Raw genomic sequence first — 22,587 nt, forward strand, 5'->3', positions numbered from 1 at the left:
GATCCGAACGCGGCGGGCAGAGGCCCGCAACGGTCAGAGGATTAGCATTTGCCGGGGTTTTGATCGCAATAGATGACGCTACCGGCGGCACCGACTGCCGCTGTGGCAAACGGGTTGGTGTCCAGCAACAGCGCTGCGCCGACACCGGCACCGGCGCCGACAAGCGCCTGTTCACCGGTCGTATCGCCACAGGCTGCGAGCCCGGCGCACACAACGATTGCGGATGTCCATTTGAGGATTGGCATCGGATTTTTCCTTTTTTGCCTGACTGCTCGTTTTCCACAGATGACATAACCTGGCCCAGAGGCAAGGAGTTTTGCGCCAAGGGCGGCAAATGCGCCAAGTGTCGCGCAAAATCGGCCCCGCGCAGCCCAATGGCGGCCGGCGAAACAGAAAAATCTGGCCGCCGACCGTCAAGGGAAGGGGTACGGTAGTGATGCAACTTACGCGCTGTTCGGATGGAAACAGGCGCTGCACCTGCGACACTGGCAATCAATGCGCTGCACGCCAATGGGATTGGACCCACCTGTGAATTTTGGGCTGCATTCTGCCGATTATGATGAACGTTCAGCAACATAGTGCTCAAATTCCGTCAAATACTTCGGGAAACGCCGCGCGCGCCGCCGCTTCGTTGATCTTCAGAAGCGACTCGTAATCAGCAGGATCAAACGGGTCTTCAGCTGGCACCACCTCGCGTCCGAACAGCCAGCTCAGGCGTCCGGCATCCAGATTGCCGCGTTCGAATGGCTGGTCGCCGAAATGTTCCCACAGCGCGGCCATGAATGCCGCATCGGCGCGCCGGTCAGGCGGGCGGCGGTCGGCATAGCGTTCGCGCCGGGTCAGCGGCGTGACGCCTTTGGGGTTGGGCCGCCGGATGGTGAACTGGAAATCCGATCCCGGCAGACGACCGGGAAATCCGCGGTGTTTCAGCATGAAACACCCCCTGTCGCCCCTGTCGGGGCCAGTGCGGGTTGGATCAGGGCAAGCGTTGCCGCCCGCCCTGCCCGATACTTACTTGTACTTGCCTGTATAGGCCGGTTCCTGGCTGATCGGCTCAGGTTCGACGACAACGTATTGTTCCTCGACCGGCTCTTGCGCACAGGCTGCAACAACAGCAACAAAGCTGAATGCTGCAAGTAGCTTGATGTAGTTTGACATCTGCGTCTCCTGCGTTCGGGTCGGGGGGATGCGGCGTGAACTTGCCGCACAACACCCGACATATCAGTGCCTGCCATGACGGCAGCACCGCCGGTCAATCTAGCGTAAGCGCGGGTCAAAAGATATCTGGCGCGCAGCAAGCTGTCGCCCTGTGACTCCAAAGACGCAGAAGCGGCCAGACCTGCAAAAGGCGGCGCAACATATTGTGGTTGCATCATAAACCCTCCCAGATGCAGGTGCCGTTTTCCAGCGTGAATGCCTCGAAAAACTGGGTGGCGTCGGGATCGGGCGTGCCGAATTCAACCGCACGGTCGGCAAGCGAGATGACAACCCTGCCAACATGTACCCCCTGTTCGGCTATGTAAGGCAGAGCCACGGTTTCACACAGATGGGCCATATCGGCCTCGGCGTCGGTAAAGCGGATCGTGCCACCATCGCGCGCGATCGCGGGGGCCAGAAACCGGAACCGTAACACCGGCGCGCCGACGGTTTCGTCCAGCAACACCTCTTGCAATTCCACCGCCTGACCTGACGGAACCTGCTGCGCCCGTGCGGCCGAGGCCGCCCAAAGAACGGACGCGGCAACACCGCCCCCCCAACCCCGTTTCCGGGCTCCTCCCGCTGGGGGGGCGTGACGCAGGGCAGTGCCGCGCGTCTGTTCATATGCCGCAGATGCGATCACGGCGCGGCTTCATCCTGAGTGTGAAAATCGGCGGGCGATATGATCTCGATCAACTCCATATCATCTGAATGGCGCACCTCGCGGTGTTTGATACCGGGGGGCTGCAACACGCAGGATCCCGCGCGCAGCATATGTTCGCCCTGCCCCTCGTATTCGAACACCACCCAGCCTTGGGTGACATAGACCATCTGAAAGTCCAGATCATGAGAATGCCACGCCGCAGGGCTTTCCATGCCCGGGACGGCGCGGATCACATGGGCGCCATAAGCGCCCTTGGTCGCATCCCTGATGCCCAGATCACGGTATTCAAAGAACGGCCGCAGCCCCGCGCCCTGAAACTTGCCATCATCGGCATGGGCGATGGTGAAGGCCTGATTTTTGAAGAGTTGGGTCATTTCAGTTTCTTTCAGGTGCGGCGCAACAAAGGCTTACAACGGAATATTGTCGTGCTTCTTCCACGGCATCTGTTTGCGCTTCTTGCGCAAGGACGCGAAGGCGCGGGCAACACGTTTGCGGGTGCTGCGCGGCTGGATCACCTCGTCGATGAAACCGCGTTCGGCGGCGACAAACGGGTTGGCAAACCGCGCCTCGTAATCGGCGGTGTGTTTGGCCAGCTTTTCAGGATCGCCCAGATCGGCGCGGTGGATGATTTCGGTTGCACCCTTGGCCCCCATCACCGCAACTTCGGATGTGGGCCATGCATAGTTGAAATCGCCCTGCAGATGCTTGGATGACATCACCACATAGGCGCCACCATAGGCCTTGCGGGTGATCACCGTGACCTTGGGCACTGTCGCCTCGCCATAGGCGAACAGCAGTTTCGCGCCGTGTTTGATCACGCCGCCATATTCCTGGCTGGTGCCGGGCATGAAACCGGGCACGTCGACCAGCGTCAGGATCGGGATTTCGAAGGCATCGCAGAACCGCACGAACCGCGCGGCCTTGCGGCTGCTGTCAATGTCCAGACAACCCGCCAGCACCATTGGCTGGTTGGCGACAACGCCCACTGTCTGCCCTTCCAGCCGGATGAAGCCAACAATGATGTTGCGCGCGAATTCTTCCTGAATTTCGTAAAAATCGCCCTCATCCGCCAGTTTGACGATCAGTTCCTTCATGTCATAGGGGCTGTTGGGATTTTCCGGCACCAGCGTATCCAGTGAAGGTTCGATCCGGTCTGGATCATCGAAAAACGGCCGCACGGGTGGTTTTTCACGGTTGCTGGCGGGCAGGAAGTCGATCAGGCGGCGGGCTTCGGCCAGCGCCTCGACATCGTTTTCAAATGCAGCATCGGCGACGGATGATTTTTTGGTGTGGGTACTGGCCCCGCCCAGTTCTTCGGCAGTGACCTGTTCGTTGGTCACGGTTTTCACCACGTCGGGGCCGGTGACGAACATGTAAGAGCTGTCTTTGACCATCAGAATGAAATCGGTCATCGCGGGCGAATAGACCGCCCCGCCCGCGCACGGCCCCATGATCATGCTGATCTGGGGCACCACGCCGCTGGCCATGATGTTGCGTTGAAACACCTCGCCGTAGCCAGCAAGCGAATCCACGCCTTCCTGAATGCGCGCGCCGCCGCTGTCGTTGATGCCGATGACCGGCGCGCCATTTTCAACGGCCATATCCATGATCTTGCAGATCTTGCGCGCATGGGTTTCCGATACGGACCCGCCCAGAACGGTAAAATCCTGGCTGAACACATAGACCAGACGGCCATTGACCGTACCCCAGCCCGTCACCACGCCATCGCCCGCAGGCTTTTGTTTTTCCATACCAAAATCGGTACAGCGGTGGGTGACAAACATATCGAATTCTTCGAAACTGCCCTCGTCCAGCAGCAGATCTATCCGTTCCCGCGCGGTCAGCTTGCCGCGTCCGTGTTGCGCGTCGATCCGCTTTTGCCCGCCGCCCAGTCTGGCGGTGGCACGGCGATCTTCAAGTTGGGACAGGATATCTTTCATGGCAGGACCCTTTTGCAATGTTGCGTGACCTTAAACATTTCTGCGCTGCGGCCAAAGGCCAATTTGGCAAATTTGCAAATCATTTTCCAAAGCGTTACTGCATAATGCAAATTTGCAAATACGCTCACTTTGAACTGATCAGTTCATTTCGTCTGGACAAGCCCGCGGCTCGGGCATAGGTCTGGGCCATGCCCGATGCGTCACCCCAGACTGCGCAAGCGCCGGCTGTTCGATTTCTGGACCGCACCACCGCTCCGCATATTGCCACGCTGATCCTGCTTGCCAGTATCTCGGCGATGGCGATGAACATCTTTCTGCCCAGCCTGCCCAACATGACCGACTATTTCCAGACCGATTACCGGCTGATGCAGCTTTCGGTGGCGGTGTATCTTGGGGTCAACGCGGTGATGCAGATCATCGTCGGGCCAATCTCGGACAAGTTCGGGCGGCGCCCTGTCCTGTTGTGGGGCTTGGGCCTGTTCCTGCTGGCCACACTGGGCTGTCTCTATGCGCCCAGCGCCGAGGTGTTCTTGTTCTTCCGCATGTGTCAGGCCGTGGTTGCCATTGCCATGGTCCTTAGCCGTGCCGTGGTGCGCGATATGTACCCGCAGGATCGCGCCGCTTCGATGATCGGCTATGTCACGATGGGCATGGCCATCGTGCCGATGATCAGCCCGGCAATCGGCGGCGTGCTGGACGAAGCGTTCGGATGGCGCGCCAGTTTCTGGGCGCTGTTCGGCATGGGCGCACTGACGCTGGTGCTGACCTATGCCGATCTGGGCGAAACCGCCGCCAAAAGCGGGCGTACGCTGGGCCAGCAATACCGCGAATATCCCGAACTTCTGCGCGCTCCGCGGTTCTGGGGCTATTCGCTGTCCTCGGGCCTGTCGTCGGGGGCGTTCTTTGCCTATCTGGGCGGCGCGCCCTTTGTCGGTTCCGAAGTGTTCGGCATGTCGCCCAGCACGCTTGGCATCTACTTTGGCGCACCCGCCATCGGATATTTCGTCGGCAATTTCCTGACCGGCCGGTTCGCCACGCGGTTCGGTATCAACGCAATGATCCAGTGGGGCTGCGGCCTGTGCAGCTTTGGCCTTGGCCTGTCGCTGTTGATTTTCCTTGCCGGACAGGGAAGCGCATTAGTGTTTTTCGGGTTGATGACCTTTGTGGGGCTGGGCAACGGTTTGTGCATCCCCAACGCCACCGCCGGAATGTTGTCGGTCCGCCCGCATCTGGCCGGTACGGCATCCGGATTAGGCGGGGCGATCATGATCGGGGGCGGTGCCGCGCTTAGCGCATTGGCGGGCGCGATGCTGGCACCGGAAACGGGCGCGCTGCCGTTGCTCTGGATCATGTTCATCACGTCGGCATTGTCCGTGGTCTGCATCCGGTATGTCGTGTTCCGCGAAAAACAACTGGGCCTTTAGCGCCCCGGCAATAGCGATTGCAGCCAGGTCTTTGCAAAGTTAGCATCAGGCAGATGCAAATTTGCAAAGGTGCGACATGGCCACCCAGAAACTTTATGCAGGCGCGAAACTGCGCGATATGCGCACCCGTATGGGGCTGACGCAAAAGGATTTCGCCGCCAAGCTGGGCGTGTCGCTGCCCTATCTGAACCAGATGGAAAACAACAACCGCCCTGTCAGCACGACGGTGGTTCTGGCGCTGGCGCAGGAATTCGGGCTGGATGTGACCGAACTCAGCACCGGTGACAGTGAACGGCTGGTCAGCGACATGCGCGAGGCGCTGGCCGATCCGGTCTTTGCCGAAGCCGCGCCGCCGCTGGCCGATCTGCGCCTGACCGCCTCGAACGCGCCGGCGCTGGCACGCGCCTTTATCGAATTGCACCGCGCCTACCGGCAAACCCACGAACGGCTTGCATCGCTGGACGAGGCATTGGGACGCGAAGATGCGCGGATGCAGGCCAGCCCGTGGGACGAGGTGCGCGATTTCTTTCATTACTGCGACAATTACATTGACGCGGTGGACCGCGCCGCGGAACGGTTTGCCACCGGACAGGAACCATTCCAAGACATCCGCGTCCTTGCATTGGCGCAGCTGAAAGCGGGCGGTGTGAAGGTCGAGTTCGTGCAACAGGCGGCTTTGCGCAGCTACGATCCGGACGTCGGTATCTTGCGCCTGTCGGCCCGTGCCGCGCCGGAAACCCAGACGTTTCAGGCGCTGTTGCAGGTGGCGCTGCTGACCCAGGACAAACTGCTGGAAGCAACGCTGGATTTCGCACGCTTTCAGTCGGACGAAGCACGCGCAATCGCAAAGATCGGGCTGGCCAACTATTATGCGGGCGCATCGCTGATGCCCTACGGGCTTTTTCTGGCCGCGGCCCAGGAATGCCGCCACGATCTTGAGGTTCTGGCGGCGCGGTTCGGGGCGTCTGTTGAACAGGTGGCGCACCGCCTGTCCACGCTGCAACGACCTGGGGCCAAGGGCATTCCCTTCTTCTTTGTGCGTGTTGATCAAGCCGGCACGATCACCAAACGCCATTCGGCAACGCGGCTGCAATTTGCCCGATTTGGCGGGGCGTGTCCGTTGTGGAATGTGCACCGCGCCTTTGAAACACCGGGGCGGTTTCTGCGCCAGCTGGCGGAAACGCCGGATGGCGTGCGTTATATTTCGCTGGCGCGGGATGTGTCCAAATCGGGGGGATCTTTCGGAGCGCCCGTGCGCCGCTATGCGATTGCCCTGGGCTGCGAGGTGAAACACGCGCGATCGCTGGTTTATGCGGACAGTCTTGATCTGGGACAGGACAGCGCATTCGAACCCATCGGCATTTCCTGTCGCATCTGCGAACGCAAGACCTGCCATCAACGGTCCGTTCCGCCGCTTGAACGGCGTTTAACGATCAAACCGAACGAGCGCGGCGTGTTGCCTTACGAGGTAAATTAAAAACAACACGCCGCGCTGCTTCACTCAGGATTTGGAAAGATAACCCCAAATTTCGTCTTTCAAGGCCGCGCGCTGCTTGCGCAATGCGACCTCGGCCAGATTGTCCATTGGTTCGACATTGGTCTCGGCCCGGTGCACGGCGCGGTTCACTTCGTGGTATTCATCCGCGAGTTTGGCAAAATGTGCATCCGTTTGTTTCAGGGTGCTGATGGCTTCCGCCTTGTCAGGGAATTCTTCGTGCAATTCGTGGGGGGTGTGAGACATCAACATACTCCGTTTTATTGTGTTGCGCATCACCCTAGCATTTTGGAATGCCCGTGTTCTTTGATACGCATCAAGTCCGGCCCGACATTTGTGGCGCGCATCACCGTTTTGCCGCCCGCCACCCGGCCTTACGCGCGTCAGCCTCGGTGCAGAACCAGCGTTCGCCCTTGGCGGTGTTTATGCCGGTTTTTTCGTAATCCACCTGCCCCGGAACGTGATAGATGCGGGTGCCTTTGGACGATATATTGCCTTTGATGACACAGTCGTCATTCGGCGCGACACGTCCGGTTGTGCGCGCGGCGCGAAACTGTTCGGGCGACTGAACGCGGCTGGCATGCAGGCCACGCGCATTCACGGCAGCGCCTTTTTCGTCCAGATCATAATCCATCGAATAGCGGCGATAGGCAAAGGCAAGACCGGCAGACACCAATGTGCGCCCTACATCGGCCCCGTCCACGCTACAGCGTGCGACAACGCGCCCATAGCGATCGCGATCAATCTGCTGGCAGGCCGCCTTTTTGCCCTGATAAAGCGCGCGCACCTGGGCGCTGACCCATTCGCCGCAGGGCCAGTTGGCATTCTGCGCATCGGCACAATCCTGATCCGTTTCGGGCGCGTCGATCCCGAAAAGGCGCACCCGCGTCTTGCCAACATCGAATGTGTCACCATCAATGACGTGCACTCTTCCGGTGACATCAGCCAGCGCAGGGGCCAGTGATATGCTTGAAAGCGCAAGAACGAAGGCAAAACAAATTCTTAACATTGTGTTAATATGGGCCAGCCCCGGAGCCGCCACAAGCCGAAGTCACGGTCAGGCGAAACTCTGTTGCAAATTGCCATTTCGCCTGTAGCCGGCGAATTTCCAGCCCTGCAGCGGCGCCATCGCCTTGCCATTCAGGGCGGGGTCTGGCAGGTAATACACAAATGAAATGTCGCTTTAGCGAGGCCCACCATGTCTTTTCTGAAAACAATCACGAAACCTGTCGCGCGGGTCGATGCACCGGGTGTAAATCCGCCGATCTTTGACGGTTCCAAACCGTCAATGAAAACGCGGGCCACCCAGTTCTTTGCGCAAATGCTGCCGCTGTCCTATTTCAAACGGCTGCCGACAATCATCATCATCGACGCCACCAACAGCTGCAATCTGCGCTGCCCTGTCTGCCCCGTTACATTCGCCATGACCCGCAAACGCGGCATGATGAAGCTGGACGTGTTCAAGGGCATTGTGGACGATTTTAAGAACGAAGCCAAAAAGCCCGCCATGTATTTCAGCTTTTCCGGCGAACCGACAATGAACAAGGATCTGCCGGAATTTGTGGCCTATGCCCACGAAAACGGACACGAAACCTATCTCAGCACGAACTGCACCAAACTGACCGAAGAAATGTCGGAACGTCTGATCCTAGCCGGGCTGGACCGGGTAAACCTGTGCATGGACGGATTTTCGAAAGAGGCGCAGGAAGCCTATCGCGTCAATTCCGATTTCGACGAGGTCAAAGCCAACATCGAAATGTTCCTGAACACGCGCAAACGGTTGGGCACCAAGCACCCCAAATGCGTATTGCAGACGTTGCTGACCGGCTATTCCGAAACCCAGATGAAAGACATCGAAGTCTGGGCGCGCGAGGCAGGATTTGACCGCATCCGGTTCAAGACCTTCAGCATCGGATCCTACACAAGCGAAGAACAGAAGCGCGAATTCAGCCACTTTCTGCCCAAGAGCAAGGAATTGCTGCGTCACCCGACCGAAGTTGCCCGCTCGCTTTGCACCGTACCGCTTTATCAGTCGGTGGTGTTCTGGAACGGCGATCTGGGCCTGTGCTGTATCGATTACGACCGCGTCATCGAATTGCCCAATGTCGGCGAAGGCGGCTTTGTCGCGGCCTACCGTTCAGACGAAGCGGCAGCCGCGCGCAAAAAGGGCTATCTGAAACAGTTCGACATTTGCAAAGGCTGTTCCTACAGCAACGCCGAAAACATGGGCTTCAAGGTCGATCTGCACTGACAGCCGATTGATAGGACCAGATTCAAGGCGAGGCGGGAAACTCCATAATTTTCCGCCTCGTTTTTTTTTAGCCAAAAGCAGGCCAGATACGCCCTATCGTTGCGATGTTTTCCAATCGGGATGAATCCAAGGCCGGTCATTGGCGCGCGGCAACGGATCAAGCCCCAGTATGTGATCCGATATCTTTTCCCCCACCATGATCGACGGCGCATTCAGGTTGCCATTGGTGATGCGCGGGAAAATGCTGCTATCGGCCACACGCAACCCGTCCACCCCGATTACCTGGCCCTGCGGGTTGACCACCGCGTTTTTGTCAGAGGCACGCCCCATCCGGCAGGTGCCACAGGGGTGATAGGCGCTTTCGACGTGTTCACGGATGAACCCGTTCAGTTCATCATCTGATTGCAACGCCGCGCCGGGCTGGATTTCGTGTTTGACGAAGGGTTTGAATGCCTCTTGGGCGAAAATTTCACGGGTCAGGCGGATACAGGTGCGAAAATCTTCCCAGTCCTGCGGATCGGACATGTAGTTGAACAGAATGCGCGGATCGTCTTTTGGATCGGCAGAGCGCAACGTGACAGCCCCGCGTGACGCGGACCGCATCGGGCCGGTATGGGCCTGAAATCCGTGCCCCTCTGCTGCCGCCTGCCCGTCATAGCGCACCGCCATCGGCAGGAAGTGATACTGAATGTCCGGATAGGGCACGCCCGCACGGCTGCGGATGAACGCCGCGCTTTCAAACTGGTTGGATGCACCAAGACCGGTTTTGGTGAACAGCCATTGCGCGCCGATCACACCCTTGCTGATCAGGTTCCAGTGCTTATAGAGCGTAATCGGCTGGCTGGCCGCCATTTGCAGATAAAGTTCCAGATGGTCCTGAAGGTTGGCGCCGACACCGGGGCGGTCGGCGACAACGTCGATGCCGTGTTCGGCCAGATGTGCGCCCGCCCCGATCCCCGACAACATCAGAAGTTTGGGCGAATTGATCGAGGATGCGGCCAAAATCACCTCACGGCGGGCATGGATCACTTCAACGCGCCCGCCTCGTTCGATTTCAACACCGGTGGCCTTGCCGTCAGTGATCACGACACGCCGCGCGAGGGCGCGCACAAGATCGCAATTGGGATGCTTCAACGCCGGACGCAGATAGGCATTGGCCGCTGACCAGCGCCGGCCGTTCCAGACAGTCTGCTCCATCGGGCCAAAGCCTTCCTGCTTTTCCCCGTTGTAATCACCGGTCACCTCGTATCCCGCTTGCTGGCCACTTTTGACAAAGGCCTCGTATAGCGGGTTCTGTCGCGGGCCGCGGGTGACGTGCAGCGGGCCATCCTTGCCGCGCCATTCGGTATCCCCGCCATGGCCGCCATCGTGCCAGTGTTCCATCCGCTTGTAATAGGGCAGCACATCGGCATAGGCCCAGCCATCGGCGCCCGCTTCGGCCCAGTGATCGAAATCCATTGCATGGCCGCGCACATAGACCATCCCGTTGATCGAAGATGACCCCCCGATCACCTTGCCACGCGGACAGGCCAGGCGGCGCCCGCCCAGATGCGGCTCGGGTTCGGATTTGTAGCCCCAGTCATAGCGCTTCATGTTCATCGGATAGGACAGGGCGGCAGGCATCTGGATGAACGGACCGGCATCGGTACCGCCGTGTTCGATCACCAGAACCGAAGCCCCTGCCTTGGTCAGCCGATAGGCTATGGCACATCCCGCGCTGCCGGCGCCGACGATGACAAAATCGGCCTCCATCATCCGGCCTCCGGATGGGCCAGCGCGCTGTAGCTGATCATGACATGTTCGCGATAGGCCGGACGCGCGGACAAACGTGCATACCAATCCGCGACACGCGCAAGGGGTTTGCGTGGAATATCAATGTCATAATAGCGATGCATCAGATGGCCTGCGATCACATCGGCAAGGCTGAACTGATCCCCCGCAACGAAATCGCGCGTCACAAACACATCCTCCAGCTTGTCCAGTTCAGTTTCGAACGCGACAATGGCCTGTGACAGTGCGGCCTCGTCCCGGTCGTTGGCAGAAAACCGGACGCGGGGCCAGAAAATCGGCGTGGTAAAGCCCAATGCAAGGGACAGTTTGGACCATTCGGCCCACATATCGACCTGCGCGCGCGCCGCCGGATCAGCAGGCCAGAACGCACCGCCATCGCCATAGCGCGACGCCAGATAACGCAGGATCGCACAGCTTTCCCAGATCACGACACCCCCGTCGCGCAGGACAGGCACACGCCCGTGCGGCGACATGGCGCGAAATTCGGGCGTACCGGTGCCGCCGTGCACATGGCCGTAATCCAGCCGTTGTGCGGACAGGCCCAGTTCGGTCAGGCCCCACATCACGGCTTGCACATTTGATGAATTGGCGCGCCCATAGACGGTCAGTTCCGGGGTCTGTGTCATTGGTTTGCCCTGCCCCGCAGGCGCGCGTTCCGGTGCGCAATGCGGGATCGTTGTTTGAGGAATATCTGGAACATGGCGCTGCTGCTATCCGATCAGTCGCCGCGCGGAAAACGCTGGTTTTCCTCGACCACGTTCAGATCCATGTGGTTGCGCATGTAGCGTTCCGATGCTTTTTGCAGCGGTTGGTAATCCCATGGATAATACCCGCCCTGGCGCAACGCTTCGTATACAACCCAGCGGCGGGCCTGGCTTTCGCGGACTTCGCTGTCGAACCGGTCCAGATCCCATCTGGCGTCGGCCTTGGCGCGCAGGCTTTGCACTGTGCCCTGATGGTCGGGGTGATCTGCCAGATTGGTCAGTTCATGCGGATCAGCATCCAGATCGAACAGCTGGTCGGGATCCAGCGTACAGCGGTTGTATTTCCACTTTCCATAGCGCAGGGACACCAGCGGCGCGTAGGATCCTTCGGCGGCGTATTCCATCGCCACAGGGCTGGTGCGCTGCCCGCCCTGCCCCAGATGAACAAGGCTTTCGCCGGTTGTCCATGGCATCACCTCGTCCATGCTGACCCCTGCCAGATCACACAGGGTCGGGCACACGTCGATTGTCGAGACAGGCGTTTCCACCAGTTCGTGTTTCATCACACCAGGCGCGCAGATCATCAGCGGAACACGCGACGACCCTTCGAAGAACGACATTTTGAACCACAATCCGCGCTCGCCCAGCATATCGCCGTGATCTGACACAAACAGGATGATCGCCTCTTGTCCGGTCGTTTCCAGCGCTTCCATCACCTCGCCGATCTTGTCGTCCAGATAGCTGATATTCGCGAAATAGGCGCGCCGCGCGCGCTGGATATCATCTGCCGTAATGTCAAAGCTGCGCCAGTCATTGGCATCGAAAATGCGTTTTGAATGGCTGTCCTGTTTTTCATAGGGCATCGTGCCAATTTCGGGCAGCAGATGATCGCAATCGGCGTACATGTCCCAGTACTTCCGGCGCGCGACATAAGGGTCATGCGGATGGGTAAAGCTGACCGTCAGGCACCATGGCCGATCATCGTGTCCGCGCGCCAGATCGTACACCTTGCGCGTGGCGTTGTAGGCGACCTCGTCGTCATATTCCATCTGGTTTGATATTTCGGCCACGCCCGCACCCGTGACAGAGCCCATGTTGTGATACCACCATTCTATACGTTCACCCGGTTTGCGGTAATCAGGCGTCCAGCCGAAATCGGCGGGGTAGATATCGGTGGTCAGGCGTTCTTCAAAGCCGTGCAATTGGTCAGGGCCGACAAAATGCATCTTGCCTGACAGGCAGGTCTGATATCCCGCACGGCGCAGATGGTGCGCGTAGGTCGGGATACTGGATGCGAATTCGGCGGCGTTGTCGTAGACGCGCGTGGCGGATGGCAATTGCCCCGACATGAAAGATGCCCGCCCCGGTGCGCAAAGTGGCGATGCGGTATATGTGTTTGCAAACCTTGTGGACCGGGCGGCCAGCTTTTTCAGGTTCGGCGCATGAAGCCAATCGGCAGGTCCGTCGGGAAACAGCGTGCCGTTCAACTGGTCAACCATAAAAATCAGGATGTTGGGCGCGCTCATTTCTGTTCTTTCAAGCATTGGCGGACAGTTTCGAGGATCAGGTTGATTGCGTCTTCGGCGCGCATCGGGCGCTGGCGCAATGCCTGACGGATATAAACGCCATCGATCATCGCCCCGATGGTTTCGGCGACAGGTTCGGGATCATCGACCATCTTGCGCAAACTGGCCATCAGGTTGGAATGCAACCGGCGCTGGTAAATGCCCAGCAGGCGGCGCACCTCTTTTGATTTGTGGGCGTGGACATAGAAATTCAGCCATGCGGCGACAATATCGGGGCGAAAATTGCTGGATGAGAACGAGGCGCGCACAATCGCCTCGATACGTTCCGAAGGGCTGTTTGCCATGCTCATCGCGCCACGCACTTCGGCCCCGTAAAGGTTCAGGATATGGCGCATGGCGGCCAGCAGCATCTGGTCCTTGCTGCCGAAATAATGATGGGCCAGCCCGCTGGACATACCGGCGCGTTTGGCGATCTGGTTCACCGTCACATCCAGTGTTCCAAGCGTGCCAATTTCTGCAATCGTCGCTTTGACCAGCGCGTCACGCCTGATAGGCTCCATCCCAAGCTTGGGCATTCACGACTCCGTTCTGTGCGAAAAGACTGGTGAACGCTAACGGAAATATAATTGACGCGTCAATCAATAAAAAACTACACTGCATGAAATAAATACCAAACGGGAGAACACCATGACCATCAAATCCACCTTATCCGTGCTGGCCCTTCTGGCTGCCACGCCGGCACTTGCCGATTGCGACACTGTCACCTTTGCCGATGTCGGATGGACCGACATCACCGCCACCACAGCCGCGACCAGCGTTGTACTGGATGCGCTGGGTTATGAAACTGACATCAAAGTGCTGAGCGTGCCGGTGACATACACGTCTTTGGCCGCAGGCGACATTGATGTGTTTCTGGGCAACTGGATGCCGACGATGGAAGCCGATATCGCGCCCTACCGCGAGGCCGGCACCGTTGATACCGTCCGCGCCAATCTGGAAGGCGCGAAATACACGCTGGCCGTGAACAAGGCTGCCGCCGATCTGGGCATCGCGGATTTTTCCGATATTGCCAGCCAGTCGGACGCGCTGGAAGGCAAGATCTACGGCATCGAGGCGGGCAATGACGGCAACCGCCTGATCCAGTCGATGATTGATGGCGATGCCTTTGGACTGTCCGGTTTCGAAGTTGTCGAAAGTTCAGAACAGGGGATGCTGGCGCAGGTCGCGCGGGCCGACCGCAAGGATGAACCGGTTGTGTTTCTGGGCTGGGAACCGCACCCGATGAACGCCAATTTCGAAATGTCCTATCTGACCGGCGGCGATGATTTCTTTGGCCCCAATCTGGGCGGCGCCACCGTTTATACGAACACTACTGCAGGCTATGTCGATGCCTGCCCGAATGTTGGTAAATTGCTGACCAACCTGGAATTCACGCTGGCGATGGAAAACGAGATCATGGCGATGATCTTGGATGACGGCATGAACCCTGAAGAAGCCGCCGCCACATGGATCGAAAACAACATGGGCGTGCTGGACGGCTGGCTGGCCGGCGTAACCCACAAGGATGGCAGCGACGGTCTTGCCGCTGTGAAACCAGTTCTGGGCAAATCCTAGAACCTCCAGGCGGCCCGCACATTCTGCGGGCCGCTTCGTTTTTGCCACCTGCGCGCCCCGCGCACCCACCCCAAACCGATGAAGGCCCGCTATGGAATGGCTGACTGACCAGAAAATACCGATTGGCAAGTGGGCAGCTGGCCTGTTCGACTGGCTGCAAACCCACGGCGCATGGTTCTTTGACGGCCTGTCCGAAGCGATGGAAGCGTTGATTGACGGCATTTTGTGGGTGTTGCAAACGCCGCATCCGCTGATTGTCGTCGCAGCCTTTGCCGCGCTGACCTATCTGTTGCAGCGCAGCTGGAAGCCGACCGTACTGATCGCGCTGGGGTTCCTGTTCATCCTGAATCAGGGCTATTTCGAAGAAACCACCGAAAGCCTGACGCTGGTCTTGTCGGCCTGTGTCGTGTGTATGGGTGTGGGTGTGCCCATCGGCATTGCTGCCGCCCACCGGCCCAAACTGTATCAGGTGATGCGCCCGATCCTTGACCTGATGCAGACGTTGCCAACCTTTGTTTACCTGATCCCCGCGATTGTGTTTTTCGGCATCGGCATGGTGCCGGGCCTGATCGCAACGGTGATCTTTGTGCTGCCCGCACCGATCCGGCTGACCCATCTGGGGGTGACATCGACACCCCAGCCTCTGCTTGAGGCGGCGCAGGCGTTCGGGGCCACCCCGCGCCAGACCTTGTGGAAGGTCGAACTGCCTTATGCGTTGCCACAGATCATGACCGGCCTGACACAAACCATCATGCTGTCCCTGTCGATGGTGGTGATCGCCGCGCTGGTCGGGGCGGACGGGCTGGGCGTGCCCGTTGTGCGCGCCCTCAATCAGGTCAATACGGCCCTTGGATTTGAAAGCGGGTTCATCATTGTGGTTGTGGCCATCATGCTGGACCGGATGCTGCGCATGGAGCAGAAATAATGACCGTTGCCGTCGATTTTCAGGAGGTTTGCATCGTCTTTGGTGACAAACCGCAAACCGCCCTGCCGCTGATGGATGCCGGGCAGGAACGTGGCGAGATTCAAAGCGAGACAGGTCAGGTTCTGGGGGTGCACAATTGTTCGCTGACCGTGGAAGAAGGCGAGATTCTGGTGCTGATGGGCCTTTCGGGATCGGGCAAATCCACGCTGTTGCGCGCTGTGAACGGGTTGAACCCGGTGGTGCGCGGGCAGGTGCAGGTGCGCGGCGAAAACGGGCTGGTCGATGTGACCAACGCAGACGCGGACACTTTGCGCAAAATCCGGCTGAATTCCGTGGCGATGGTGTTTCAGCAATTCGGGTTGCTGCCATGGCGCACGGTGCGCGAAAATGTCGGCCTGGGTCTGGAACTGGGCGGGATGGACAAATCCGAACGCCGCCAGAAAACCGATCAGCAGCTTGAACTGGTCGGGCTTTCGGACTGGGCCGATCGCAAGGTCGGGGAATTGTCGGGCGGGATGCAACAGCGCGTCGGCCTCGCGCGCGCCTTTGTCACCGATGCACCAATCCTGCTGATGGACGAACCGTTTTCCGCGCTGGACCCGCTGATACGGACCCGGTTGCAGGACGAATTGCTGGATTTGCAGCGCGCACTAAAGCGCACGATCATTTTTGTCAGCCACGATCTGGACGAAGCGTTCAAGATTGGCAACCGCATCGCCATCATGGAAGGCGGGCGCATCGTGCAATGCGGCACCCCGCAAGAGATTTTTTCAGCTCCGGCCACCGAATATGTGGCCGATTTCGTGGCCCACATGAACCCTCTGGGTGTGCTGTGCGCGCGCGACGTGATGGAACCGGCGACCGACGCCGCCAAGCAAACCGTGGCGCCGGATGCCGATATTCGCGATGTGATGGCACAGATCAATTCGGTCGCCGCGCCGATTGCGGTAAAGGATGAAACCGGCCGCACACTGGGTCAGATCACCAAGGACGGTATTCTGGCCAAACTGCTGGATCCGCGCGGATAAACGCCGCGCGGTCGGTTTGGTTCACACCTTGGTTGCAGGTGCGGGCGGCGCGACGACGCGGCGTTTAAGCATGGCTTCGCGCCATGTCAGGAAGCTGATCGATCCCATGATGATGCACCCGCCCAGCACCACCCATCCATCTGCGGGCTCACCAAACACGACCGCGCCCAGCGTCACCGCCCAGACCAGTTGCAGGAACGTAACAGGCTGTGTCACCGTCATCGGCGCGGCCTGAAATGCCAGTGTCATCGTGTAGTGCCCCGCCGTGGCAAAACAGGCGACAGCAAACAACAGCGCGATCTCACCCAGTGTCGGTGTGACCCAAACGGCCGCCGCGAATGGCGCCAGCCCGATTGTCACCCAGACCGACAGCATCGCAACCACAACCACGGGCGACAATTCATCGGTCAGGATTTTGGCCAGCAGGTAGGACGCCGCAAACACAACGGCGGCAAACAGCATCGCCAGGTGGCCCATGTTCACTTCTCGGAAACCGGGGCGCAGGATGATCAGCGCGCCCAACAGCGCCGCCGCGACCGCCAGAATGCGCCGCAAAGCCAGTTTTTCGCCCAGAAACAGGGCCGCGCCGATGGTCACGTAAACCGGCGATAGGTAGTTCATCGCCGTCACCTCGGCCAGCGGGATCTGGGTCATGCCGAAGAACCACAGCATCACGCCGATGGAATGCACTGCGCCCCGCGCGCCGAACAATGTCCACTGGCGGCGGCTGACCCGCGCCCGCAACAGCGGCCGGATCATCGGAACAAGAAACACAAGCCCCAGCAGATAACGTAAAAACGCCGCTTCGGGGGCGGGTATACGTGGCCCCAGAACCTTGACCAGGGCCGTGACCGCCACAAAACACAGGCCGGTCACGAGCATCCAGAATACGCCCAGTGCAGGCCGGGAAAGCGCGGGTGGTGTCATGGCTGCATGAACACCCATTCACGGACCGACTGCAAGATGTCACATCAAGATTAATTTGGCCGCAATGGCCCACATGGTCAGGCCGATGATCACGTCCAGCGCCTGCCACGTGCGCGGTCTGGCAAAAAGCGGCGCCAACAGGCGCGCGCCGTAGCCAAGTGCAAAGAAAAACGTGAAACTGGCAGTCACTGCCCCGGCCCCAAACGCCAGTCGGTTGTCATATTGTGCCGAGATCGAGCCAAGCAGGACAACAGTGTCCAGATAGACATGCGGGTTCAGCCATGTCAGCGCAAGAAGCGTCAGCAGGGCTTTGCGCAGGGATTGTCCGTCGCGGCCTTTGCTGTCCAGAACTACCCCACCCCGCCAGGCCGCCCGGAAATTCATCGCCCCGTACCAGATCAGAAACGCTGCCCCGCCATAGCGCATCAACGGTTCGAACCACGGCAGTTTTTGGGCCAGCAGGCCAAATCCCGCCACGCCCGCCGTGATCAACAACGCATCCGACACCGCGCAGGTCAGGCACACCCAGAACACATGCGCGCGATGCAGCCCCTGACGCAGCACAAAGGCGTTTTGCGCGCCAATGGCCAAAATCAACGACAGGCTCAGCGCAAAGCCGGGCAGAAAAGTATCATACATTTTGAAACGGGTCCTCTTGGGGTCCGGGTTTGACTATGTTCTGCTTCCCCATTAATCAAATTAAAGACATTTACGTATGATTAGAGTTTCTAATGCAGTTCGATCCCAACCATTTGGCCGCGCTTTGTGCCATTCTGCGATCAGGCAGCTTTGATCAGGCGGCGGCCGACCTGCGCGTCACGCCCTCTGCGGTATCGCAACGGCTGAAAGCGCTGGAAGACCGGATGGGGGCCACGCTGGTGCAACGCGGGCCGCCCGCACAGGCGACGCCGCTGGGCCGCCGTCTGGCCAAACATGCCGAAGATGTTTCTCTGCTGGAAGCGCAGCTGGCGCGTGATCTGTCGCCGCAACATAATGACAGGCTGACAACCGTGCGCTTTGCCCTGCCCGCAGATTCACTGGGCACATGGGTGATCCCCGCGCTCGCCGCCGTTCCCGATCTGGGGTTCGATCTGGTGATCGATGATCAGGATCACAGTGCGGACTGGTTAAGGCGGGGCGACGTGAATGCCGCGATCACATCGCGCGCCGCCCCCGTCACCGGACATGACAGTATCCCCTTGGGATCATTGCGCTATATTGCAACGGCCAACCCGACCTTTGCAGCGCAGCGGTTCACCAAGGGCCTGACAGCCGATGCGTTTTCGTGCGCCCCGATGATGACCTTTGACCAGAAGGACCAGTTGCAGCATCGCTGGATCAAAACCCTGACCGGGCGCAAGATCAACCCGCCCAAACATGTGCTGCCGTCTACCCACGCGTTTGTCGACGGGGCTTTGGCGGGTCTGGGCTGGGGTATGAACCCCGAACCACTGGTACGCCACCACATTGCAAGCGGCGCGCTGGTTGCGCTGGCCCCCGATCTGCCGCTTGATACGCCGCTTTACTGGCAGGTCAGCCGGATCATGGCCCCGGCACTGGCCCCGCTCAGCGCTGCGATCAAGCAGGCGGCGCGGGTTGCCCTGATCCAGCCCTAAGCCGTCTTGCACCTTCTTCGCCACCCCGCCACACTGTGCCCGACCGACAGGAGACATCGACATGTTCGCCAAGGACACCCTGACCTATGCGCCCCACCCCCTGCCCGACCGTGCAGAGATGACAGATGCGCAAATGCGCGCGGCGGCACAGGCGTTTTATGACAAAATGCGCCAACGCCATTCGGTGCGCGACTATTCCGACCGCCCGGTCGCGCGCGACGTGATCGAAAGCTGTATCCGAACCGCCGGTTCGGCCCCGTCCGGCGCCAACCACCAGCCCTGGCACTTCGTCGCCGTTTCAAATCCGGCAATGAAGCAACGTATCCGCGCCGAAGCCGAAGACGAAGAACGCCGCTTTTACGAAGGCGGTGGGGGCGATGAATGGATCAAGGCACTGGAGCCGATCGGCACGACAGCCGACAAACCGCATCTGACCATCGCACCGTGGCTGATTATCGTCTTTGCCCAGCGCTGGGGCGAATTTGACGATGGCACCCGCTACAAAAACTACTATGTGCCCGAAAGTGTGAACATCGCGACAGGGTTTCTGCTGGCCGCGCTGCACCATGCCGGATTGTGCAGTCTGACGCACACACCCAACCCGATGAAGTTCCTGAACGGCGCGCTGGGGCGGCCTGCTTCTGAAAAACCGACGATGATCATCGCGGTCGGCCATCCCGCAGCCGATGCAACCGTGCCCGGCGTGGCCAAGATAAAGAAACCGCTGGACGAAATACTGACCGTGCTGGATTAAAACAGCACCGGCATCACAGCTGTTCCATCACCTCGTCAGAGGCTTCGAAATTCGTGGTCACGCGCTGGACGTCATCATCATCTTCCAGCGCATCGATCAGACGCATCAGCTTTTGCATCCCGTCCAGATCCATTTCGGTGGTGGTTGTGGGGCGCCAGACCAGCTTGGTCGAGTCACTTTCCCCCAGTGCCGCCTCAAGCGCGGTCGACACTTCGTTCAGCGATGTGTCCTCGCACCAGATCACATGCCCCTCTTCGGTGCTTTCCACATCTTCGGCCCCGGCCTCGATCGCGGCCATCAGAACGGTATCGGCATCGCCCACACTGGCCGGATAGGTGATTTCGCCCTTGCGGTCGAACATGAACCCGACGCTGCCGGTTTCCCCCAGATTGCCGCCGCATTTGGTAAAGGTCGAGCGCACGGTGCTGGCGGTGCGGTTGCGGTTGTCTGTCATCGCCTCGACAATCACCGCCACGCCATTGGGGCCATAGCCTTCATAGCGGATTTCTTCATAATCATCGCCTTCACCGGCCTGCGATTTCTTGATTGCGCGATCGATCACGTCCTTGGGCAAAGACTGGCTTTTGCCCTCCTTGATCGCCATGCGCAAACGCGGATTGTTGTCGGGATCGGGATCGCCCATTTTGGCCGCAACGGTGATTTCCTTGCTCAGCTTGGAAAACAGTTTGGAACGAACTGAATCCTGACGGTTCTTGCGGTGTTGGATGTTTGCCCATTTGGAATGGCCGGCCATGGTACTCTCCGATGTGTTCTGCTGTGTCAGCGCGGGTGTCGGTGTCATAATCAGAGCCTGCCTGAGAGGCAATCCCCCTGCACGCGTCACGGGCAGCACAAAACCGCATAGCTCTCTGTTATTGCTGGTTACATGGACGGCGCGTTTGCGGTAATTGAATCCCATGACCCTTGATCAGATAATCCTGTTTTCCCTCTTCATCGCCGTTTTCGCCATGCTGCTATGGGGCCGCTTCCGCTATGATCTGGTGGCGTTTTCCGCGCTGATGCTGGGTGTGGTTCTGGGGGTTGTGCCGGTAAACGATGCGTTTTCGGGCTTTGGCCATCCCGCAACCATCATTGTGGCGCTTGTCCTGGTGGTGTCCGCGGGGCTTGTGCGCTCGGGCGCGGTGTTTCTGATCACCCGGACCATGGTTGACAGCAGCCGCGCGCTGGGCAGCCATATCGCGATCATGGGCGGTATCGGCGGCGTGTTGTCGGCGTTCATGAACAATGTGGCGGCCCTTGCGCTGTTGATGCCGGTCGATGTTCAAACCGCGCGCAAGGCGGGGCGCAGCCCCGGATTGTCCCTGATGCCGCTTAGTTTCGCGACCATTCTGGGGGGTATGGTCACTCTGATCGGCACACCGCCCAACATCATCATTGCCGCCATTCGTCAGGATGCGCTGGGCGCGCCGTTCAAAATGTTCGATTTTGCGCCCGTGGGCGGGATTGCCGCCATCGCCGGGCTGATCTTTGTTGCCCTGATCGGCTGGCGCCTGATCCCCGCCCGCGAAGACGCCGGCGCATCAACCGCCGATCTGGCACAATATATCGCCGAACTGGTGGTGCCGGACGAGGCAAAGATCATTGGCCAGCGCCTGGCTGAACTGGAAGACGTCGCCCATAGCAGCGATGTGGCGATTCTCGGGCTGATCCGTGATGGTAAACGGCGCTACGGCACGGCGCGCAATACCGTGCTCAAGGCCGGCGATTCCCTTGTGCTCGAGGCAACGCCGGATGCGCTGGATGAATTCCGCACCGCGCTCAACCTCGCCTTTGCCGATGCCAAACGCTCGGAACAGCTGAACGCAGATGCCGAAGGGCTTGATATTGTCGAGGTCGTCGTGACCGAAAGCGCGCGCATCGCGGGCAAGACCGCGCAGTCCATCGGATTGTCCTGGCGCCAGCGCACCGTGCTTATGGGCATTTCGCGTGAAGGCACGCGCATCACCAATGAAATGCGCAAAACAGTGATCAAGCCGGGCGATATCCTGTTGTTGCTGACCCCGCGCGACACGGCAAGCGATGTGACCGACTGGCTGGGATGCCTGCCGCTGGCAGATCGTGGTCTGGCCGTCACCGAAAACAGCAAGGTGTGGCTGGCCATCGGCATCTTCGCCGCCGCCGTCGCCGCCGCCAGCTTTGGCCTGATCTATCTGCCGATTGCGCTTGGGCTGGTGGTCATCGCCTATGTGCTGGCCAGAATTGTCCCGCTGTCCGAACTATATACCCATATCGAATGGCCGGTTGTGGTGCTGCTGGGGTCAATGATCCCGCTGGGCGCTGCACTGGAAAACGCCGGCGGTACCGAACTGATCGCCGGCGCGATTGTCGATCTGACCCTGGGCATGCCCGCCTGGATGATCCTGACAGTGCTGATGGTGGTCACGATGACATTGTCGGATGTGCTGAACAATACGGCCACCACGATCGTTGCCGCGCCGGTCGGTATCCAGATGGCCCATTCCCTGAACGTTTCCCCCGATCCGTTCCTGATGGCTGTTGCCATTGCCGCCTCCTCCGCCTTCCTGACCCCCATCGGCCACAAGAACAACACGCTGATCCTTGGTCCCGGCGGTTATCATTTCGGCGATTACTGGCGGATCGGCCTGCCGCTCGAGGTAATCGTCGTAACCGTATCCATCCCCGCGATACTGGTGTTCTGGCCGCTCTGACAGGTGGCCGGGGCGCGCATGGTCCCCACGTTCCCGCTTCA

General features: G+C 59.6%; 24 protein-coding genes. 9 read left to right on the plus strand and 15 right to left on the minus strand.

Going from position 1 to position 22,587, the window contains the following annotated elements; translation table 11 throughout:
- Positions 1–41: 41 nt before the first annotated feature.
- The 6 genes from OLX72_RS00895 to OLX72_RS00920 form a co-directional block, all read right to left on the minus strand.
- Entirely contained in the window at positions 42–245 is a 204-nt protein-coding gene (locus OLX72_RS00895; protein WP_114869293.1) for a hypothetical protein, read from the minus strand.
- Positions 246–582: 337 nt separating this feature from the next.
- Entirely contained in the window at positions 583–933 is a 351-nt protein-coding gene (locus tag OLX72_RS00900) for a hypothetical protein (RefSeq protein ID WP_433989576.1), read from the minus strand.
- Positions 934–1,011: 78 nt separating this feature from the next.
- The gene (locus OLX72_RS00905) at positions 1,012–1,158 is read right to left on the minus strand and encodes a hypothetical protein (protein WP_205389072.1); all 147 of its coding nucleotides are present in this window, start codon (positions 1,156–1,158) and stop codon (positions 1,012–1,014) included.
- 214 nt (positions 1,159–1,372) lie between these two features.
- Positions 1,373–1,840, minus strand: a complete 468-nt coding sequence (locus tag OLX72_RS00910) for a DUF6497 family protein (protein ID WP_114869291.1) — start codon at positions 1,838–1,840, stop codon at positions 1,373–1,375.
- A complete protein-coding gene (locus tag OLX72_RS00915; RefSeq protein WP_433989577.1) occupies positions 1,837–2,235 on the minus strand; it encodes a cupin domain-containing protein in 399 nt (132 codons plus the stop codon). The genes OLX72_RS00910 and OLX72_RS00915 overlap by 4 nt, the downstream gene beginning before the upstream one ends.
- Before the next feature lie 33 nt (positions 2,236–2,268).
- Entirely contained in the window at positions 2,269–3,801 is a 1,533-nt protein-coding gene (locus OLX72_RS00920) for an acyl-CoA carboxylase subunit beta (protein WP_114869289.1), read from the minus strand.
- Positions 3,802–3,989: 188 nt separating this feature from the next.
- Here OLX72_RS00920 and OLX72_RS00925 point away from each other — a divergent pair, with 188 nt between their 5' ends.
- Both OLX72_RS00925 and OLX72_RS00930 read left to right on the plus strand, forming a co-directional pair.
- Positions 3,990–5,225, plus strand: a complete 1,236-nt coding sequence (locus tag OLX72_RS00925) for a multidrug effflux MFS transporter (protein ID WP_114869288.1) — start codon at positions 3,990–3,992, stop codon at positions 5,223–5,225.
- Positions 5,226–5,301: 76 nt separating this feature from the next.
- Entirely contained in the window at positions 5,302–6,702 is a 1,401-nt protein-coding gene (locus OLX72_RS00930) for a helix-turn-helix domain-containing protein (protein WP_433989578.1), read from the plus strand.
- Between the two features lie 24 nt (positions 6,703–6,726).
- Here OLX72_RS00930 and OLX72_RS00935 read toward each other — a convergent pair whose 3' ends face one another.
- On the minus strand, positions 6,727–6,966 hold the full coding sequence (locus OLX72_RS00935; RefSeq protein WP_114872124.1) for a YdcH family protein: 240 nt from the start codon (positions 6,964–6,966) through the stop codon (positions 6,727–6,729).
- A gap of 100 nt (positions 6,967–7,066) precedes the next feature.
- Positions 7,067–7,729, minus strand: a complete 663-nt coding sequence (locus OLX72_RS00940; protein ID WP_114869286.1) for a thermonuclease family protein — start codon at positions 7,727–7,729, stop codon at positions 7,067–7,069.
- A gap of 189 nt (positions 7,730–7,918) precedes the next feature.
- Here OLX72_RS00940 and OLX72_RS00945 point away from each other — a divergent pair, with 189 nt between their 5' ends.
- A complete protein-coding gene (locus OLX72_RS00945) occupies positions 7,919–8,971 on the plus strand; it encodes a radical SAM/SPASM domain-containing protein (RefSeq protein WP_254684705.1) in 1,053 nt (350 codons plus the stop codon).
- A gap of 93 nt (positions 8,972–9,064) precedes the next feature.
- Here the strand turns inward: OLX72_RS00945 and betA are convergent, their stop codons facing one another.
- The 4 genes from betA to betI form a co-directional block, all read right to left on the minus strand.
- On the minus strand, positions 9,065–10,723 hold the full coding sequence (gene betA, locus OLX72_RS00950) for a choline dehydrogenase (RefSeq protein ID WP_114869285.1): 1,659 nt from the start codon (positions 10,721–10,723) through the stop codon (positions 9,065–9,067).
- Positions 10,723–11,388 (minus strand): glutathione S-transferase family protein, encoded by a 666-nt coding sequence (locus tag OLX72_RS00955; RefSeq protein ID WP_433989579.1) that lies wholly within the window; start codon positions 11,386–11,388, stop codon positions 10,723–10,725. Before OLX72_RS00955 ends, betA begins: the two co-directional genes overlap by 1 nt.
- 92 nt (positions 11,389–11,480) lie before the next feature.
- Positions 11,481–12,992: a choline-sulfatase gene (betC, locus tag OLX72_RS00960; protein ID WP_114869283.1), complete on the minus strand. Its 1,512-nt coding sequence runs from the start codon at positions 12,990–12,992 to the stop codon at positions 11,481–11,483.
- Positions 12,989–13,567 (minus strand): choline-binding transcriptional repressor BetI, encoded by a 579-nt coding sequence (gene betI, locus OLX72_RS00965; RefSeq protein ID WP_114869282.1) that lies wholly within the window; start codon positions 13,565–13,567, stop codon positions 12,989–12,991. The genes betC and betI overlap by 4 nt, the downstream gene beginning before the upstream one ends.
- A 112-nt stretch (positions 13,568–13,679) precedes the next feature.
- On the opposite strand from betI, the gene choX reads away from it, so the two are divergent.
- From choX to choV, 3 genes are all read left to right on the plus strand, one after another.
- Positions 13,680–14,606, plus strand: coding sequence for a choline ABC transporter substrate-binding protein (choX, locus tag OLX72_RS00970; protein WP_114869281.1), 927 nt, complete (start codon positions 13,680–13,682; stop codon positions 14,604–14,606).
- Between the two features lie 91 nt (positions 14,607–14,697).
- Positions 14,698–15,531 (plus strand): choline ABC transporter permease subunit, encoded by an 834-nt coding sequence (gene choW / locus OLX72_RS00975; protein WP_114869280.1) that lies wholly within the window; start codon positions 14,698–14,700, stop codon positions 15,529–15,531.
- A complete protein-coding gene (gene choV, locus OLX72_RS00980; RefSeq protein WP_433989580.1) occupies positions 15,531–16,559 on the plus strand; it encodes a choline ABC transporter ATP-binding protein in 1,029 nt (342 codons plus the stop codon). The genes choW and choV overlap by 1 nt, the downstream gene beginning before the upstream one ends.
- A gap of 21 nt (positions 16,560–16,580) precedes the next feature.
- Here choV and OLX72_RS00985 read toward each other — a convergent pair whose 3' ends face one another.
- Positions 16,581–17,486, minus strand: coding sequence for a DMT family transporter (locus OLX72_RS00985; RefSeq protein WP_433989581.1), 906 nt, complete (start codon positions 17,484–17,486; stop codon positions 16,581–16,583).
- 39 nt (positions 17,487–17,525) lie between these two features.
- Entirely contained in the window at positions 17,526–18,125 is a 600-nt protein-coding gene (locus OLX72_RS00990) for a LysE/ArgO family amino acid transporter (protein ID WP_433989582.1), read from the minus strand.
- A 92-nt stretch (positions 18,126–18,217) separates the two neighbouring features.
- On the opposite strand from OLX72_RS00990, the gene OLX72_RS00995 reads away from it, so the two are divergent.
- The gene (locus OLX72_RS00995) at positions 18,218–19,102 is read left to right on the plus strand and encodes a LysR family transcriptional regulator ArgP (RefSeq protein WP_433989583.1); all 885 of its coding nucleotides are present in this window, start codon (positions 18,218–18,220) and stop codon (positions 19,100–19,102) included.
- Positions 19,103–19,163: 61 nt separating this feature from the next.
- On the plus strand, positions 19,164–19,856 hold the full coding sequence (locus OLX72_RS01000) for a nitroreductase family protein (protein WP_433989584.1): 693 nt from the start codon (positions 19,164–19,166) through the stop codon (positions 19,854–19,856).
- Between the two features lie 13 nt (positions 19,857–19,869).
- Here OLX72_RS01000 and OLX72_RS01005 read toward each other — a convergent pair whose 3' ends face one another.
- Positions 19,870–20,610: a YebC/PmpR family DNA-binding transcriptional regulator gene (locus OLX72_RS01005; protein WP_433990490.1), complete on the minus strand. Its 741-nt coding sequence runs from the start codon at positions 20,608–20,610 to the stop codon at positions 19,870–19,872.
- Positions 20,611–20,773: 163 nt separating this feature from the next.
- On the opposite strand from OLX72_RS01005, the gene OLX72_RS01010 reads away from it, so the two are divergent.
- Positions 20,774–22,546, plus strand: coding sequence for an SLC13 family permease (locus OLX72_RS01010; RefSeq protein ID WP_433989585.1), 1,773 nt, complete (start codon positions 20,774–20,776; stop codon positions 22,544–22,546).
- The last annotated feature ends 41 nt before the right edge of the window (positions 22,547–22,587 follow it).

This window comes from Sulfitobacter sp. TBRI5 (assembly GCF_051013555.1).
GTDB lineage: Bacteria > Pseudomonadota > Alphaproteobacteria > Rhodobacterales > Rhodobacteraceae > JL08.

Coding starts and splice junctions, on each gene's coding strand:
- OLX72_RS00895 (WP_114869293.1), bottom strand. CDS start 245: ATGCCAATCCTCAAATGGACATCCGCAATCGTTGTGTGCGCCGGGCTC.
- OLX72_RS00900 (WP_433989576.1), bottom strand. CDS start 933: ATGCTGAAACACCGCGGATTTCCCGGTCGTCTGCCGGGATCGGATTTC.
- OLX72_RS00905 (WP_205389072.1), bottom strand. CDS start 1,158: ATGTCAAACTACATCAAGCTACTTGCAGCATTCAGCTTTGTTGCTGTT.
- OLX72_RS00915 (WP_433989577.1), bottom strand. CDS start 2,235: ATGACCCAACTCTTCAAAAATCAGGCCTTCACCATCGCCCATGCCGAT.
- OLX72_RS00920 (WP_114869289.1), bottom strand. CDS start 3,801: ATGAAAGATATCCTGTCCCAACTTGAAGATCGCCGTGCCACCGCCAGA.
- OLX72_RS00925 (WP_114869288.1), top strand. CDS start 3,990: ATGCCCGATGCGTCACCCCAGACTGCGCAAGCGCCGGCTGTTCGATTT.
- OLX72_RS00930 (WP_433989578.1), top strand. CDS start 5,302: ATGGCCACCCAGAAACTTTATGCAGGCGCGAAACTGCGCGATATGCGC.
- OLX72_RS00935 (WP_114872124.1), bottom strand. CDS start 6,966: ATGTCTCACACCCCCCACGAATTGCACGAAGAATTCCCTGACAAGGCG.
- OLX72_RS00940 (WP_114869286.1), bottom strand. CDS start 7,729: ATGTTAAGAATTTGTTTTGCCTTCGTTCTTGCGCTTTCAAGCATATCA.
- OLX72_RS00945 (WP_254684705.1), top strand. CDS start 7,919: ATGTCTTTTCTGAAAACAATCACGAAACCTGTCGCGCGGGTCGATGCA.
- betA (WP_114869285.1), bottom strand. CDS start 10,723: ATGGAGGCCGATTTTGTCATCGTCGGCGCCGGCAGCGCGGGATGTGCC.
- OLX72_RS00955 (WP_433989579.1), bottom strand. CDS start 11,388: ATGACACAGACCCCGGAACTGACCGTCTATGGGCGCGCCAATTCATCA.
- betC (WP_114869283.1), bottom strand. CDS start 12,992: ATGAGCGCGCCCAACATCCTGATTTTTATGGTTGACCAGTTGAACGGC.
- betI (WP_114869282.1), bottom strand. CDS start 13,567: ATGCCCAAGCTTGGGATGGAGCCTATCAGGCGTGACGCGCTGGTCAAA.
- choX (WP_114869281.1), top strand. CDS start 13,680: ATGACCATCAAATCCACCTTATCCGTGCTGGCCCTTCTGGCTGCCACG.
- choW (WP_114869280.1), top strand. CDS start 14,698: ATGGAATGGCTGACTGACCAGAAAATACCGATTGGCAAGTGGGCAGCT.
- choV (WP_433989580.1), top strand. CDS start 15,531: ATGACCGTTGCCGTCGATTTTCAGGAGGTTTGCATCGTCTTTGGTGAC.
- OLX72_RS00985 (WP_433989581.1), bottom strand. CDS start 17,486: ATGACACCACCCGCGCTTTCCCGGCCTGCACTGGGCGTATTCTGGATG.
- OLX72_RS00990 (WP_433989582.1), bottom strand. CDS start 18,125: ATGTATGATACTTTTCTGCCCGGCTTTGCGCTGAGCCTGTCGTTGATT.
- OLX72_RS00995 (WP_433989583.1), top strand. CDS start 18,218: ATGCAGTTCGATCCCAACCATTTGGCCGCGCTTTGTGCCATTCTGCGA.
- OLX72_RS01000 (WP_433989584.1), top strand. CDS start 19,164: ATGTTCGCCAAGGACACCCTGACCTATGCGCCCCACCCCCTGCCCGAC.
- OLX72_RS01005 (WP_433990490.1), bottom strand. CDS start 20,610: ATGGCCGGCCATTCCAAATGGGCAAACATCCAACACCGCAAGAACCGT.
- OLX72_RS01010 (WP_433989585.1), top strand. CDS start 20,774: ATGACCCTTGATCAGATAATCCTGTTTTCCCTCTTCATCGCCGTTTTC.